This window comes from Paenibacillus turpanensis (assembly GCF_011421635.1).
GTDB classification, from domain to species: domain Bacteria; phylum Bacillota; class Bacilli; order Paenibacillales; family YIM-B00363; genus Paenibacillus_AK; species Paenibacillus_AK turpanensis.
On the sequence record NZ_WTLI01000016.1, the window covers coordinates 74,616 to 90,224 of the forward strand.

Sequence of the window (15,609 nt, forward strand, 5' to 3'; positions counted from 1 at the left end):
AGAATAGGCTGGATATGAAACGGTAACATCCTTCCGTTACCGTTAATCCATCGGACAAACGGGGGGCGCAATATATGAAGGTTTCAAGTGTGACGATTCGCCGGAGGCTGTTTATAGCTTTGATTGGCGCAACGGTTTTGTTTTTAGCCCTCATCATTAGGCTTGGCTATGTGCAATTGGGGATGGGGACGTGGCTGTCGAATAAGGCGGAGGAAAACTGGCGGCGTGAAATCCCGTTTGCCGCCAAGCGGGGTGAAATTTGGGACCGCAATGGGGCACGGCTTGCTTATAACGTAACCACCCCTTCGGTTATGGCTGTTCCCGCGCAAGTAAAGGAGCCGGAAGCGACAGCGGCGAAGCTTGCATCGGCACTGGGGATGTCTGAGGAGAAGGTGCTGCAGACGATCACGAAAAAGAAGCTGATCGTCAACATTAATCCGGGCGGACGGAAGATCACCCAGGAGAAGGCGGAGGAAATCCGCGCCTTGAACCTGCCAGGGATTGTTGTCGCCGAGGATAACCAAAGATACTATCCTTACGGGGGACTAGCGGCTCATGTACTCGGCTTTACCGGCATTGACAATCAAGGCCTGACCGGTGTGGAAGCGGCTTATGATAAGGAGCTGGCGGGCCACAACGGAAGCATCTCCTTTCTGTCTGATGCTCGCGGGCAAAAGATGGAGGGCTCATCCGATACGTTTCAGAAGCCGACGGATGGACTCAATCTTCAGTTGACCATCGATAAGCATATCCAAACGATTATGGAGCGTGAGCTTGATCAAGCGATGACGAAATATCAGGCGAAGCATGTAATTGCCATTGCGATGGATCCGAATTCCGGTGAGATTTTGGGAATGGCCAGCAGGCCGGGCTACGAGCCTGACAAGTTCAGAGAGTATTCTTCAGAGGTATATAACCGCAATCTGCCTATTTGGATGACTTATGAGCCGGGCTCGACCTTTAAAATCATTACGCTTGCGGCGGCATTAAATGAAGGGAAGGTCGACCTTCATAACGAAAGATTCCATGATCCCGGCGCGATTGAGGTCGGCGGCGCCCGTCTTCGCTGCTGGAAGCGCGGAGGGCACGGCAGCGAATCGTTTTTGGAGGTTGTACAAAACTCCTGTAACCCTGGCTTTGTCGTATTGGGACAGCGTTTAGGGAAAGAGACGCTTTTTAACTACATAACGAATTTTGGCTTCGGCCGAAAGACTGGTATCGATTTAGGCGGCGAGGAAAACGGCATTTTGTTTAAGCTGGATCGTGTAGGTCCGGTCGAGCTGGCGACAACTGCGTTTGGTCAAGGGGTATCGGTTACGCCGATCCAGCAAATATCGGCCGTATCCGCGGCGATTAACGGCGGAAAGCTGTATCAGCCGCATGTAGCTAAGGGCTGGGTCAATCCGGAAACCGGAGAAATGGTAAAAGAAGTGAAACCGACGCTCATCCGTGATAACATAATAACGGAGGAAACGTCGAAGCAGGTTCGCGAAGCCCTGGAAACAGTCGTTGCGAAGGGAACCGGACGAAATGCGTTTATCGACGGTTACCGGGTAGGAGGCAAGACCGGGACTGCGCAAAAGGTAATCAACGGACGCTACTCGGCTGATGAACATATCGTATCCTTTATCGGGTTTGCGCCGGCTGACGATCCGAAGCTTATCGTGTACGCTGCTGTCGATGATCCGAAGGGATTGCAGTTTGGGGGATTAATCGCAGCGCCTCTGGTTAAGAGCATCATGTCCGATTCCTTGCGATATATGGGTGTTGAACCGAGTAAAGAACAGATCGAACGAACATATACATATGGGGAAACCCCGATTGTGGTGGTTCCGAACCTTGTTGGAATGACCGTAACGGAAATTTATGAGGATTTAAACATGAATTTTAATTTGGCGCGGGCCGGTTCCGGCAGCACAGTCATTTCGCAGGCGCCGAAGGCCGGTACTCGGGTAGAGCGAGGCTCGACGATTCGTGTATATCTCTCCGATCCGAAGCAAGATTCCACAACATCGGAGTAATGTTTCGTCGATATCCGAATATGGATCGTTATGAACGGAGGGATTTTATGCAGCTGCAAGAATTAGGGGATTTGCTGTATGTTTCCCGTATTACGGGGGACAGCACAGTTTCATTTAACGGAATTGCTACCGACTCGCGTAAAGTCGCGGCAGGCCAGCTGTTTATTTGTTTGCCCGGCCATACTGTGGACGGACATCAGTATGCGCCTGATGCGGTTGCACAGGGGGCGGCAGCACTTGTTGTAGAACGGGAGCTTGAGCTTGACGTGCCGCAGCTAATTGTACCGGATGCCCGGTATGCAATGGCGGTTATTGCTAATCATTATTACCAATACCCGTCCCGATCGGTAAACGTTATCGGCGTGACGGGCACAAACGGGAAAACAACAACGACTTATTTAATAGAGAAGATTTTGGAGGATCATGGTGCCCGTGTCGGATTGATGGGAACCATTCGTGTCAAAATTGGCGATGTCTCCTATGAAGCAGAGCGTACAACGCTGGACGCGGCTGATCTGCAGCATAATTTGCGGAAAATGGCTGATGCCGGTTGTACATACTGCGTTATGGAGGTCTCCAGTCACGCGTTGGAGCAGGGTAGAGTGAAGGGAGTTCGCTTCCGTACGGCGGTGTTTACGAACCTGACGCAAGATCATTTGGATTATCACCAGACGATGGAGAATTACCGTGAGGCTAAGGGACTTCTATTTTCCCGCCTTGGAAATTCCGACGCAGCGGACCCGGCTGACCGCAGATGCGCGGTTTTGAATGCGGATGATCCGGCGAGTGCATACTTCGCCGGACTGACATCGGCACAGCTCATCACGTACGGCGTTGACCGCACAGCCGATGTTCGGGCATTGGATGTAAAGCTGAGCGCGCAAGGGGTCGAATTTATAATGTCGACCTTCGCCGGCGAGGTTCCGATGCGCCTGAACATGCTTGGTAAGTTTAACGTCTACAACGCCCTTGCCGCAGCTGCGGCTGCACTGGCCGAGGGCGTACCGCTTGAGCATATTAAAGCAAGCTTGGAGTCGATACCGGGCGTGGAGGGCCGTGTCGAAGCGGTTAACGAAGGCCAGTCCTTTGCCGTGCTCGTGGATTATGCACATTCGCCTGACGGGCTTCAAAATGTGCTATCAACCGTAAAAGAATTCGCGGAGAAGCGGATCATTACGGTGTTTGGCTGCGGGGGGGACCGCGACCGGACGAAGCGCCCGATTATGGGACGGATCGCCGCCGAATACAGCGATTACGTCATTGTTACTTCGGATAATCCCCGTTCGGAGGAGCCGAATGCGATTCTCAAGGATATTGAGCAGGGCATTGCTGAGTACGGATATCCGAAGCAGCGTTACGAACTAATCGAAGATAGACGTCAGGCGATCGAAAAGGCTATTGAAATGGCAGGCCCGGAGGATGTAGTATTAATTGCGGGAAAAGGCCATGAAACGTACCAAATTATACAAGGCGTTACCCATGACTTTGATGATCGGGTTGTGGCTGCGAACGCGATAAGGAGAATAACGAATCGATGAAGCGCACCTTTGGGGAAGTGCTGCAGATGGTGAACGGATCGTCCTTATGGGATGGGGATGGGAAAGCTCTAACGATTAAGGGAGTTTCCACCGATTCTCGCACGATTCGTCCGGGCCAGCTGTTTGTTCCGTTGGTCGGTGAGACCTTCGACGGGCATACTTACGTGCAGCAGGCCCTTGAACAAGGCGCTGCCGCCGCGTTCTGGCAAAAGGACCGCGGCGAGGCTCCGGCCGGCCCGGTTATCCTAGTAGAAAACACGCTTGACGCCCTTCAGCTTCTTGCACATGAATACCGGAAGCAGCTGAACGTTCGAGTGATCGGCGTTACTGGAAGCAACGGCAAGACCTCGACTAAGGATATGATCGCCGCAATTTTAACGACGACCTATAGGGTTCACAAAACCCAGGGCAATTTTAACAACCACATCGGTTTGCCGCTGACATTGCTGCAGCTGGAGGAAAATACCGAAATGGCCGTTATCGAAATGGGGATGAGTGGACGCGGTGAAATTAGTCTGCTCAGCAAGCTGGCCGAGCCGGAGGTTGTTTTAATTACGAACATCGGCGAGGCTCATCTTGAGCAGCTCGGGTCACGCGATGAGATCGCCAAAGCAAAGCTTGAAATTCTCCATGGATTGCGCGGCGATGGCTTGTTTATTTATCCGGGCGAGGAGCCGCTTATCGCTCAATATTTACCTGAGGCGGAAAAACCGGAGTCCATGCTCCGTTTGACTTACGGCGAAACGGGAGAAAATGATTTTTATCCCTGTGCAATTTTACAAGATGGCGAAGGCAGCTATTTCGCGCTGAACAACTCTCCGCGGACCACGTATTATTTGCCGGTGCTCGGACGGCATAACATTGTCAATGCGATCGGAGCCATTGCCGCAGCAAAGTACATGGGAGTGAGCGAGGCGCAAATCGTTCGCGGCTTGCGCGAGCTGAGGCTTACTGGGATGCGGATCGAGCGGCAGAAGGGCGTCAGCGGCATTACGGTGCTGAACGACAGCTATAACGCCAGCCCGACCTCCATGAAGGCAGCCCTGCAGCTGCTGCATGATTTGCGCGGATTCCGGAACAAAATCGCGGTTCTCGGCGATATGCTGGAGCTTGGGCCGAACGCGGAGGAATATCACCGGGAAATCGGCAAATATATCGATCCGCGGCAGGTTCATGCGGTATATGCCTATGGACCGCTGTCGAAACAAATCATTACCGGCGCCTCCGAAGTGCTTCCTAAGGATCGCGTGTTTTGGTTTGAAACAAAGAAGGAGCTGTGCGACGCATTACTTCCGGAGCTTCGTCCTGAGGATGCCGTGCTGGTGAAGGCGTCCCGTGGGATGAAGATGGAAGAGATCGTAGAACGGCTGTTAAAGGCATATCTTTAAGTAGGAGAGAGGGGTACGGCAAAGTGGAACTCAATGCGATTATGCTCACCTTAGGGGTGTCGTTTCTTTTGGCCGTAATCGTCGGTCCGCTGCTCATTCCGGTGCTCAGAAGACTGAAATTCGGGCAGCAAATCCGGAACGACGGACCGCAAGGGCATCTGAAAAAAGCCGGGACGCCGACGATGGGCGGAACGATCATCCTCCTTGCGCTTTCGCTTGCGTTTCTCAAATTCGCCGATCGTTCGCCGGAGTATTACGTCTTGCTGGTTGCTTGTCTTGGATACGGATTAGTCGGATTTTTAGACGATTACATTAAGATCGTATTTAAGCGGTCGCTTGGCTTGACGGCCAAGCAGAAGCTGTTCGGTCAGCTTTTATTCGGCATCGTCGTATGTATTTTGCTTGCGAACAACGGCCATGAAACGTATATTTCCGTGCCGTTAACGAACATTACGCTCGATCTTGCATGGTGGTTGTATTATCCGTTCATCGTGATCATGATGCTCGGCTTTTCTAACGCGGTAAACTTTACCGACGGTTTAGATGGTCTGCTTGCGGGAACGAGCGCAATCGCATTCGGTGCGCTCACGGTTATATCACTGCTGCACACGGAACCGGAAGCGGCAATATTTTCGGCAGCCATGGTTGGCGCTGTGCTGGGCTTCTTGGTGTTTAATGCTCACCCGGCTAAGGTCTTTATGGGGGATACAGGCTCCCTGGGGATCGGCGGGGGACTTGCTGCAGTTGCTATCATTACCAAGACGGAGCTGCTGCTTGTACTGATCGGCGGCGTGTTTGTTATCGAGATTTTGTCCGTTGTTATACAGGTTATTTCCTTTAAAACAAGGGGCAAGCGTGTGTTTAAAATGAGCCCGATTCATCATCACTACGAGCTGCTCGGCTGGTCGGAATGGCGTGTCGTCATTACGTTTTGGGTTGTCGGATTGGTGTTGGCGGGACTTGGATTATACATCAACGAGGGGTTGTAAAGCATGGAGCATCCACGCGCCTATCAAGGACGGCAGGTTGTCGTTTTAGGTCTTGCGCGCAGCGGCGTTGCGGTAGCGAAGCTGCTGCATCAATTTGGCGCAGTCGTTACGGTGAACGATAAAAAAGAACGGAAAGAATGCCCCGAGGCGGACGAGCTGGAAGCCTTGGGTATTTTTGTTATTTGTGGTGGTCATCCGGATAACCTGATCCACCAGGATGTTGCTCTGGTCGTTAAGAATCCGGGAATCCCTTATTCCGTACCTCCCGTGGCCAGAGCGCTGGAGCTGGGCATTGAGGTCGTAACGGAAGTGGAAGTGGCCTATTGGATATCCAAAGCTCCGATTATCGGCATAACGGGCTCTAACGGCAAAACGACCACGACGACGTGGGCGTATCGGATGCTGCAGCGTTCCGGGATCTCAGCCATCATCGCAGGCAACATCGGAAGAGCGCTGACCGAAGCGGCTATTGAAGCGAAAGAAGGCGATTGGCTGGTTGCCGAGCTGAGCAGCTTTCAACTGAAGGGAACCGCCGCGTTTCGGCCGCGTATTGCCGCGCTGTTAAATCTAGCGGAAACGCATCTGGATTATCATGGCACGATGGAGGATTACTCCGCATCCAAGCGAAAGCTGTTTGCCAATCAAACGGCGGAAGATACGGCTGTGCTGAATGCGGATCATCCGGTAACGGAGGCCCTTGCCGCAGGTGGCGAGCTCAAGGCAAAGATCATGCGCTTTTCCCGTAAGCAGAAGCTGACTTACGGCGTCTATTCAGACCCCGATACATGCGTGCTCTATTATGCTGATGGAAGCGGAGGCGTTCATCGTCTTGTGCACGAAGAGGAGCTCAGTATACCGGGCAAGCACAATGTAGAAAACGCGCTGGCTGCTGCTGCGCTTGCGATCGCTTCCGGGGCCGCGATTAGCGCGATTATTGAGGAATTGAAGGAGTTCCGCGGCGTCGAACACCGATTAGAGTTTGTCCGTGAGCTGGACGGGGTGCTCTACTATAACAACTCCAAGGCGACGAACGCAACGGCAACCATTAAAGCAGTGGAGTCTTTCCAAGCTCCCATTGTCCTTATTGCAGGAGGCTTGGACCGTGGTGCGGAATATGAGGACTTGATCCCTTATTTCCGTACAGGCGTCAAAGCGCTTGTGGCGCTTGGCCAAACCCGGCATAAGCTGGAGAAAGCAGCGAAGCAGGCCGGTTTGAATACCGTTAAAGTCGTCGATACTGTAGAAAATGCTGAGGCAGCGATTGCCGAGGCGGTTTCTGCAGCCTTTGATTTTGCCGAGCAGGGGGATGTCGTTTTACTTGCTCCCGCATGCGCAAGCTGGGACATGTTTCCTTCCTATGAGGAGCGTGGACGCATGTTTAAGAAATCGGTGCATAACCTTTAATAAGGTTGTACAAATGGGGACGCGGAACCGCCATTCGCGTCCTACATCGATTTCGGCGAGGTGTCAAACATGTCTAAGGTTCGCTCGGCCCCGGATGTCCTAATCATTTTTTCAACACTAGCACTTCTTACGATCGGTGTCGTGATGGTTTACAGCGCGAGCGCCGTGAACGCATTTCACAATTACGGAGACTATTTCTTTTATTTGAAGCGGCAGTTGATTTTTGCGGGGCTTGGCGTCGCTGCCATGTTCTTTACGATGAACGTCGATTATATGGTTTGGAAAAAGTATGCGAAAATCGGCCTCATCATTTGCTTTGCCCTGCTGGTTATCGTACTCATCCCGGGACTCGGCGTTGTGCGCGGCGGTGCGCGAAGCTGGCTTGGGATCGGTTCGTTTGGCATTCAGCCGTCCGAGTTTATGAAGCTTGGGATGATATTGTTTCTTTCCAAAATGCTGTCCGATGATAAATCGAAAATTACGAATTTTACGCATGGGCTGTTGCCTCCGCTTGGCTTGATGGGGCTTGCCTTCGGTTTAATTATGCTGCAGCCGGACCTTGGCACAGGCGCAGTGCTGTGCGGCGCATCGCTTCTTATCATTTATACGGCCGGTGCGCGTATGCTTCATTTAGGCGGCTTAGCAATGATCGGGGTAGCGGGCTTTGTCGGGCTTGTGCTGGCGGCGCCATACCGACTGAAGCGAATTACTGCATTTATGGATCCATGGTCCGATCCGCTCGGCTCCGGCTACCAGATTATACAATCGCTGTATGCGATTGGCCCGGGAGGGCTTGCAGGACTAGGTTTAGGAATGAGCCGGCAAAAATACAGCTACTTGCCCGAACCGCAAACCGATTTTATTTTTTCGATCGTAGCGGAAGAGCTGGGCTTTATTGGCGGAGCCTTCGTATTGCTTTTATTCATGCTGCTCGTATGGAGAGGAATGCGGACGGCCATTACGGCTCCGGATTCGTTCGGAAGCTTTTTGGCTGTTGGCATTGTCGGTATGGTGGCGGTTCAGGTCGTCATCAATATCGGCGTTGTTATCGGGATGTTTCCGGTTACCGGGATTACCCTGCCTTTTATTAGCGCCGGCGGTTCATCGCTTACGCTGATGCTGACAGCCATGGGCATATTGTTAAATATTTCACGATATTCGAGGTGAGCGTTCCATGCGGGTTGTGCTGACAGGCGGAGGGACGGGCGGACATATTTACCCCGCGCTATCCGTAGCGAAGCAATGCTTGGTTGAAGAACCCCAGTCGGAATTACTATACATAGGAACAACAAAGGGCTTGGAGCAGGATATTGTTACTAAAGAAAATCTGCGATTCGAAGCAATCGAAATTTCCGGGCTGCGCCGTAATGTATGGTCATTGGAAAATATAAAAACGTTGATCCGCTTTGTAAAGGGGGTTCAGCGCTGTAAAAAGCTCCTGCGTGAGTTCAAGCCGGATGTCGTTGTCGGTACGGGCGGGTACGTGTGCGGACCGGTCATGTATGCGGCATCAAAGCTCGGGATTCCTACGCTAATCCATGAGCAGAACGTTGTGCCGGGCTTAACGAATCAGTTTTTGAGCCGTTACGTTTCGACGGTGGCGGTCAGCTTCCGCGGTTCGGAGCTGGAGTTCAAGCGGGCAAAGCATGTGATTTACTCCGGCAACCCGCGAGCGAGCTCCGTAGCGGAAGCCGATGCGCGGAAGGGCTTCGAAACACTTGGACTCCCCCAGGGGAGCAAGGTTGTGGTCGTGGTCGGCGGAAGCCGGGGGGCCAAGGCGGTAAATGATGCAATGATCGGGTTAAAGCCCTTTGTGGGCCGTATGCCGAACGTCCATTTTGTATTTATTACCGGAAAGCCTTATTATGATTCAACGATGGAGCAGTTGAGTGCGGGAGAAGGGAAGCTCCCCCCGCATGTTCATGTGCTGCCTTACGTGCACAATATGCCGGAGGTGCTGGCGGCAACCTCCCTTATCATAAGCCGCGCGGGCGCTACCTTTATTGCCGAAATAACCGCGCTCGGCATTCCTTCCGTCCTTATTCCTTCTCCGAACGTGACGAACAATCATCAGGAGAAAAATGCACGGATCCTCGAAGAAGAGGGCGCTTCCGTTATGGTGAAGGAGAATGAGTTGTCCGGAGAAGGGCTGTATACAGTTATTGAAAGCATTATGACGGATCCGATCCGTTGGGAGTATATGTCGAAGCAGGCCGTACGGCTTGGACAGCCGAACTCCGCAAAATTGCTTTTTAAAGAAATGCGCCGTTTAATCGATGTAAATTAACATAATCCGAAATGTTCATACCGGGCCTTTGTCACACACCTGTTCTGTACGACATACGATATCGTATAACCGTGGCAAATACCCATATTTCCCTCGAGTTATGTAAGGAGGTTTCCCCATGCAGCATATCATTACCGAGCTTTCCGAAGCGAATGTCGGAAAGGTTGCGGCAAACGAAAGGCTTTCCGGTCATACCACATGGAAGATCGGTGGTCCCGCAGACATTTTTGTAATTCCCGGCAGCAAAGAGGGACTGCAGACCACGATTCGTTTGCTGCATAAACACCAATTGCCGTGGAAAGTCATCGGCAGGGGGTCCAACATGCTCGTTTCCGACAAAGGATTTCGCGGCGCCATCATTAAGCTTGGCGGCGGCATGGAAGGGCTTCGGTTTGAAGGGACCGATGTTATAGCGGGCGGTAGTTACTCGTTTATTAAGCTGTCCGTTATGGCAGGCAAGGAAGGCTTAACCGGTTTGGAATGGGCCGGCGGCATCCCGGGTACTGTCGGGGGAGCCGTTTACATGAATGCGGGGGCGCTTGGGTCTGATGTGTCACGAATACTCAAATCGGCTGAAGTATTGCTCGAAACAGGGGAATTGGTTCGGTACGAGGCACAAGATTTTGAATTTGCTTACCGGCACTCCGTTTTGCATGGCAAAAAAGGAATTGTGACGGAAGCGACATTCGGCCTGGCCTACGGCGACCGCCGGGAGATCGCCGCAGCAATGGCCGCCTATAAGGACCGCAGACTTCGGACTCAGCCGCTGCAACTGCCCAGCGCGGGGAGCGTATTCCGCAACCCGGAAGGGAATTATGCAGCAAAGCTGATCGAAGAGGCCGGGCTGAAAGGCACAAGTATCGGTGGTGCGGAAATATCGACGCAGCACGCCAATTTCATTGTCAATCATGGGCACGCGACAGCCGAAGATGTGCTCTCTCTCATCCGCTTAATTCAACGGACCGTGTACGAGAAATTTGGCGTACAGCTTCATCCGGAGGTGCTGGAGGTAGGAGAGCGCTAATTCGGAGGTGGGACATTGGATAAACTGGTTATCGAAGGCGGAAAGCCGCTGACGGGAACAATCCGAATCCATGGCGCAAAAAACGCAGCATTACCGATTTTAGCCGCTAGTGTAATGGCATCAGGCATTCATTCAATCGACAATGTGCCGGATTTGAAGGACATTGATACGATGATGAAAATTTTGAACGCAATTGGCTGCCGTGCGGAAATGCGCGAAGGGCGTATTGTTATGGACACGTCCGGTATTCATTCGTCGCATATTCCTGAGGATCTCATGCGGCAAATGCGCTCTTCGATCTTCCTGATGGGGCCGCTGCTCGCGCGTTTCGGCGAGGTGCGGGTGTATCAGCCGGGCGGCTGTGCGATTGGAGATCGAAAAATCGATCTTCACCTAAGAGGGCTTGAAGCGCTTGGGGCTACAATTGAAGAAACCGAGACGATGATCGTTTGCCGGGCGGAGCAGCTGACAGGAACGGATATCCATCTGGATTTCCCAAGCGTCGGCGCGACGGAAAATCTAATGATGGCCGCTGCCATGGCCGAAGGCACAACGATGATTACGAATGCAGCAAGAGAACCGGAAATTCAAGATTTGCAAAATTTCTTGAATGCAATGGGAGCAAACATTATCGGGGCCGGTACAGATACGATTACGATTAAAGGTACGAAGGAGCTTCACCCTGAGCCTTATCGGATCATTCCAGACCGGATCGTCGCGGGGACGCTGATGGTGGCCGCTGCAGTTACCAAAGGAAACATCACTTTAGAGGATGTAAACCCGGCTCATCTATCGTCAGTGATCCATGTGCTTCGGAGAATGGGTGTTCAAATTACGATCGACAATGATATAATGAACGTGAGCTACGCAAGCCGTCCAAAGGCGGTGGAGCGCATCGTAACGGCGCCATATCCGTCTTTTCCAACCGATATGCAGTCCCAGGTTATGGTTCTGATGAGCATTGCGGAAGGAGCAAGCGTCATTAAAGAGACGGTGTTTGACGGAAGATTCAAGCATGTCGATGAGCTTTGCCGTATGGGAGCCGATATTCGGGTAGATATGAGCTCGGCAATTATTCGCGGGGTTCCTCGACTTTACGGAGCGACGGTTGAAGCAACGGACCTTCGCGCCGGTGCGGCCATGGTATTAGCAGGTCTGGCCGCGAACGGAACGACGGTTGTTGAACAAGTGCATCATATCGATCGCGGCTACGATCGAATTGAGCATATGTTCCAAAGCCTCGGTGCCAGCATAGAACGTGTGAAGCCGGCAGCGAAAAGCAAGACCAAACGCATTGTTTTGATGGACTAATCCCTTTTATTTGAAATCGCCGAGTATTCCCTTCCTTCCAGGAAGGGAATTAAGGCGTTTTTGCTTGTTTTGGAGATTTACGAAAGAGGTGAGCCGTATGCCTGAGCTTGAATCCATACCGACGTTAAAGAAGGGAGCGGCGAAAAAGCGGAGCAGCCGCAGATTGTTAATGCTTCTATTTGTGTTCTTTATCATCCTGCTTGCTGTCTTGTTTTTTCAATCCTCGGTTAGTAAAATTTCAGCCATTGAAATTCAAGGGAATAAATGGGTGGAAACTTCTCGAATTCAAGAGGCGATCGGCATCAAACCGGGAGATCATTTTTTTTCTATAAGTGCAGAACAGCTGGAGCTGAGACTGAAAACCTTTGAAGTTGTTGAAAAGGCGACGGTGTCCAAACGGTTTCCTGGACGTATTTTCATCGAGGTCTACGAATATCCTGAAGTGGCGTTCCAGTTGAACGAGGCTGGAGCAATGAACGTCATTTTGCAGAACGGTACAGCACTTCCGCTTACGGCCGGAATGGTAGTGGACAAGCCGATTCTGACCGGCTGGGACCTCAATGAACAGACCGAGGCACTGAAGGCCAAATTGACCGAAACGCTGGCAAGCATCGATCCCGCTTTGATGGAGGACGTTTCAGAAATTCGTCCCGATGTAAGCGAATCGTACCCGGACAAGATCAAGCTGTATACACGTTCCCATTATGAGGTGACCACAACCATTGGGTACCTTCCTAAAAAAATTGTGTACCTGCGTGATTATATATATGAAATGAAGCAGCAGAACATGACGATGCGCAAAATCATTATGCTGGAGTCCGATTATAGCGAGGAGCTCGATGCTCCAAAGCCTGAGACACAGGATAGTCAAAAAGTGGAAACGAAAGATGGTCAAAAAGAGACTACTCAATAGTTTAAAAGAATGTTAGAATTTAACTTACGTATGTTTTTCATGTTATCGTCAATTTTTTTGTCGAGAAAAAAAGGGAAACCGTAATCAGTGTTGAATATGAAACAGAAGCTGTTAGCCGATGCAGTCGTTGCATTTGTATAACGTTCAGGGGGTGCCAGGGTTGGCCGGCAATGACATCATCGTCAGTTTGGACATCGGAACGTCCAAAATACGTGCCATCATCGGAGAAATTACCGGTGGAACCATTAATATCATAGGGGTCGGTTCCTCCGATTCTGAGGGAATCCGCAAGGGAGCTATCGTCGATATCGATCAGACCGTACAATCGATTCGGAATGCAATTGAAACCGCCGAGCGTATGGTCGGAATACAAATATCGGATGTGTATGTCGGTATTTCCGGCAATCACATTCAACTGCAATCCAGTCATGGGGTAGTAGCGGTATCTAACGAGGATCGGGAAATTGGTGAAGAGGATATCGACCGCGTGCTTCAAGCCGCCAAAGTGGTTGCACTGCCTCCGGAGCGAGAGATCGTTACCGTTGTGCCGAAGCAATACATTGTTGACGGTTTGGAAGACATTCAGGATCCGAGAGGAATGATCGGTGTTCGTCTGGAAGTAGAGGCAACGATCGTTACCGGGGCGAAAACCGCGATACATAACTTAATTCGTTGTGTGGAGAAAGCGGGAGTTAAGGCGGCCGGATTGGTGCTCATGTCTTTAGCATCCGGACAGCTCGCCTTGTCCAAGGACGAGAAATCGATCGGCACTGTACTAGTTGATATTGGGGCAGGCGCGACAACGCTGTCTGTATTTGAGAATGGCCATCTTATGGCTACGTCAACGATACCGATCGGCGGGGATTTTATAACGAATGACATTTCAATCGGGCTGCGGACGACTACAGAGGTTGCCGAGAAGGTAAAGCTGAAGTATGGCTGCGCGAAGGAAGCCGATGCAGCTCCGGATCAGCTCTTTAAAGTGAACCGGATCGGCAGCAATGTGGACAAGGAGTTTAATCAGGTTGATATTGCAACAATTATCGAGCCTAGGGTGCAGGAAATATTCCAAATGATCCGCAGCGAAGCACAGCGGCTCGGATATTTGGATGTTCCCGGCGGTTATGTGCTGACGGGTGGAACGGTCTTAATGCCGGGAATGCTTTCCGTAGCGCAGGACGAGTTGAAAACATCAGTCAGGATCGCGGTTCCCGATTATATCGGCGTACGCGACCCATCCTATACAAGCGGAGTAGGCATTATTCAATATGCCAGCAAGTATTCGAGAGGGACGAAATCGGCTGGTACGGTAAAAAAATCGGCCGCCAAAAAATCCGCCACCGGGCAGCAAAGCCTGTACGAAAAATTTAAAAATTGGTTGAGTGAATTCATCTAAGCCGATGGGGAGGATAAACACCATATGTTTGAATTTGATATGGATATGGATCAATTAGCACAAATTAAAGTCATCGGCGTCGGCGGCGGCGGCAGCAATGCGGTAAACCGAATGATCGAGAACGGCGTTAAAGGCGTTGAATTTATAACCGTGAATACGGATGCACAAGCACTGCATTTATCGAAGTCGGAAGTCCGTCTGCAAATTGGGGACAAGCTGACTCGCGGTCTTGGAGCTGGAGCGAACCCGGAGGTTGGAAAGAAGGCCGCTGAAGAATCCCGCGATCAAATTATTAACGCGCTTCGCGGGGCGGACATGGTGTTCGTTACTGCAGGCATGGGCGGCGGCACTGGAACGGGCGCGGCACCGGTTATTGCCGAGATCGCAAGAGAATGCGGCGCGCTGACTGTCGGCGTTGTCACTCGTCCGTTTACATTTGAAGGACGCAAGCGTCAAATGCAGGCGGAGCAAGGGATTGCTGCATTGAAGGAAAAGGTCGATACCTTGATCATTATCCCGAATGACCGTCTTCTCGAGATCGTAGATAAGAAAACACCGATGTTAGAGGCGTTCCGTGAAGCGGACAACGTACTTCGTCAAGGTGTACAGGGTATTTCCGATTTGATCGCGGTACCTGGTCTTATCAACCTCGACTTTGCCGATGTAAAGACGATTATGACAGAACGCGGTTCCGCTTTGATGGGAATCGGGATTGCAACAGGTGAAAACCGTGCGGCAGAAGCGGCGAAGAAGGCAATTTTAAGCCCCCTGCTGGAAACGTCCATTGATGGTGCCCGCGGTGTCATTATGAATATTACCGGTGGTATCAATCTCAGCTTATACGAAGTCAATGAAGCGGCAGATATTGTCATTTCCGCTGCAGATCCGGAAGTGAACATGATTTTCGGTGCGATTATTAATGAAGACCTGAAGGATGAAATTAAAGTTACCGTAATCGCGACTGGGTTCGATTACAAGGCTGCTCCACAGCAGACACGCAGACCTGGAGCACAGCCGGAAAGCGCATCGGGAAGCGACAACCGTCTTTCTAATCTGCGGCCGTTCGGCAACCAGCCAAGTAATGATCAGCTTGATATTCCGACATTCCTGCGGAACCGCAATAAATTTACCGATAAATAAGACAAGACTTGTAAACACCGGAGCGTGCGCTCCGGTGTTTTTTTATATTGCCCGGGCAACCGCATCAGTCGACAAAAATAGATCGAACCGGACGGCATGTTTAGACAGACTTTGAAATAGGATTATTTTATACTGATCTCACTGGCGGTATAAGGCGCGGGACTAGCAGGGCGGATCAGCCGGCTTGAACCGGCAGGA

The 15,609-nt window shown here is 51.4% G+C and carries 12 protein-coding genes; all 12 read left to right on the forward strand.

The window, feature by feature from the left end; genetic code table 11:
* Positions 1-74: 74 nt before the first annotated feature.
* The 12 genes from GQS10_RS15615 (at position 75) to ftsZ (ending at position 15,411) form a co-directional block, all read left to right on the forward strand.
* Complete coding sequence (locus GQS10_RS15615; RefSeq protein WP_166243822.1) at positions 75-2,021, forward strand: stage V sporulation protein D; 1,947 nt, start codon at positions 75-77, stop codon at positions 2,019-2,021.
* Positions 2,022-2,068: 47 nt separating this feature from the next.
* On the forward strand, positions 2,069-3,559 hold the full coding sequence (locus GQS10_RS15620; RefSeq protein WP_166243824.1) for a UDP-N-acetylmuramoyl-L-alanyl-D-glutamate--2,6-diaminopimelate ligase: 1,491 nt from the start codon (positions 2,069-2,071) through the stop codon (positions 3,557-3,559).
* The gene (locus tag GQS10_RS15625; protein ID WP_166243826.1) at positions 3,556-4,947 is read left to right on the forward strand and encodes a UDP-N-acetylmuramoyl-tripeptide--D-alanyl-D-alanine ligase; all 1,392 of its coding nucleotides are present in this window, start codon (positions 3,556-3,558) and stop codon (positions 4,945-4,947) included. Before GQS10_RS15620 ends, GQS10_RS15625 begins: the two co-directional genes overlap by 4 nt.
* Positions 4,948-4,988: 41 nt before the next feature.
* Entirely contained in the window at positions 4,989-5,936 is a 948-nt protein-coding gene (mraY, locus tag GQS10_RS15630; protein ID WP_207952302.1) for a phospho-N-acetylmuramoyl-pentapeptide-transferase, read from the forward strand.
* A gap of 3 nt (positions 5,937-5,939) precedes the next feature.
* Positions 5,940-7,340, forward strand: coding sequence for a UDP-N-acetylmuramoyl-L-alanine--D-glutamate ligase (gene murD / locus GQS10_RS15635; protein WP_166243830.1), 1,401 nt, complete (start codon positions 5,940-5,942; stop codon positions 7,338-7,340).
* A 69-nt stretch (positions 7,341-7,409) separates the two neighbouring features.
* A complete protein-coding gene (spoVE, locus tag GQS10_RS15640; RefSeq protein ID WP_166243832.1) occupies positions 7,410-8,507 on the forward strand; it encodes a stage V sporulation protein E in 1,098 nt (365 codons plus the stop codon).
* A gap of 7 nt (positions 8,508-8,514) precedes the next feature.
* Positions 8,515-9,627, forward strand: coding sequence for an undecaprenyldiphospho-muramoylpentapeptide beta-N-acetylglucosaminyltransferase (gene murG / locus GQS10_RS15645; protein ID WP_166243834.1), 1,113 nt, complete (start codon positions 8,515-8,517; stop codon positions 9,625-9,627).
* A 118-nt stretch (positions 9,628-9,745) separates the two neighbouring features.
* The gene (murB, locus tag GQS10_RS15650; RefSeq protein ID WP_166243836.1) at positions 9,746-10,651 is read left to right on the forward strand and encodes a UDP-N-acetylmuramate dehydrogenase; all 906 of its coding nucleotides are present in this window, start codon (positions 9,746-9,748) and stop codon (positions 10,649-10,651) included.
* Positions 10,652-10,666: 15 nt separating this feature from the next.
* On the forward strand, positions 10,667-11,962 hold the full coding sequence (gene murA / locus GQS10_RS15655; protein ID WP_166243838.1) for a UDP-N-acetylglucosamine 1-carboxyvinyltransferase: 1,296 nt from the start codon (positions 10,667-10,669) through the stop codon (positions 11,960-11,962).
* Positions 11,963-12,059: 97 nt separating this feature from the next.
* The gene (locus tag GQS10_RS15660) at positions 12,060-12,875 is read left to right on the forward strand and encodes a cell division protein FtsQ/DivIB (RefSeq protein WP_166243840.1); all 816 of its coding nucleotides are present in this window, start codon (positions 12,060-12,062) and stop codon (positions 12,873-12,875) included.
* 160 nt (positions 12,876-13,035) lie between these two features.
* Positions 13,036-14,271 carry a cell division protein FtsA gene (gene ftsA / locus GQS10_RS15665; RefSeq protein WP_166243841.1) on the forward strand — a complete coding sequence of 412 codons (1,236 nt, stop codon included), beginning with the start codon at positions 13,036-13,038 and terminating at the stop codon, positions 14,269-14,271.
* 24 nt (positions 14,272-14,295) lie between these two features.
* The gene (gene ftsZ, locus GQS10_RS15670) at positions 14,296-15,411 is read left to right on the forward strand and encodes a cell division protein FtsZ (protein WP_166243843.1); all 1,116 of its coding nucleotides are present in this window, start codon (positions 14,296-14,298) and stop codon (positions 15,409-15,411) included.
* The last annotated feature ends 198 nt before the right edge of the window (positions 15,412-15,609 follow it).

Coding starts and splice junctions, on each gene's coding strand:
- GQS10_RS15615 (WP_166243822.1), top strand. CDS start 75: ATGAAGGTTTCAAGTGTGACGATTCGCCGGAGGCTGTTTATAGCTTTG.
- GQS10_RS15620 (WP_166243824.1), top strand. CDS start 2,069: ATGCAGCTGCAAGAATTAGGGGATTTGCTGTATGTTTCCCGTATTACG.
- GQS10_RS15625 (WP_166243826.1), top strand. CDS start 3,556: ATGAAGCGCACCTTTGGGGAAGTGCTGCAGATGGTGAACGGATCGTCC.
- mraY (WP_207952302.1), top strand. CDS start 4,989: ATGCTCACCTTAGGGGTGTCGTTTCTTTTGGCCGTAATCGTCGGTCCG.
- murD (WP_166243830.1), top strand. CDS start 5,940: ATGGAGCATCCACGCGCCTATCAAGGACGGCAGGTTGTCGTTTTAGGT.
- spoVE (WP_166243832.1), top strand. CDS start 7,410: ATGTCTAAGGTTCGCTCGGCCCCGGATGTCCTAATCATTTTTTCAACA.
- murG (WP_166243834.1), top strand. CDS start 8,515: ATGCGGGTTGTGCTGACAGGCGGAGGGACGGGCGGACATATTTACCCC.
- murB (WP_166243836.1), top strand. CDS start 9,746: ATGCAGCATATCATTACCGAGCTTTCCGAAGCGAATGTCGGAAAGGTT.
- GQS10_RS15660 (WP_166243840.1), top strand. CDS start 12,060: ATGCCTGAGCTTGAATCCATACCGACGTTAAAGAAGGGAGCGGCGAAA.
- ftsZ (WP_166243843.1), top strand. CDS start 14,296: ATGTTTGAATTTGATATGGATATGGATCAATTAGCACAAATTAAAGTC.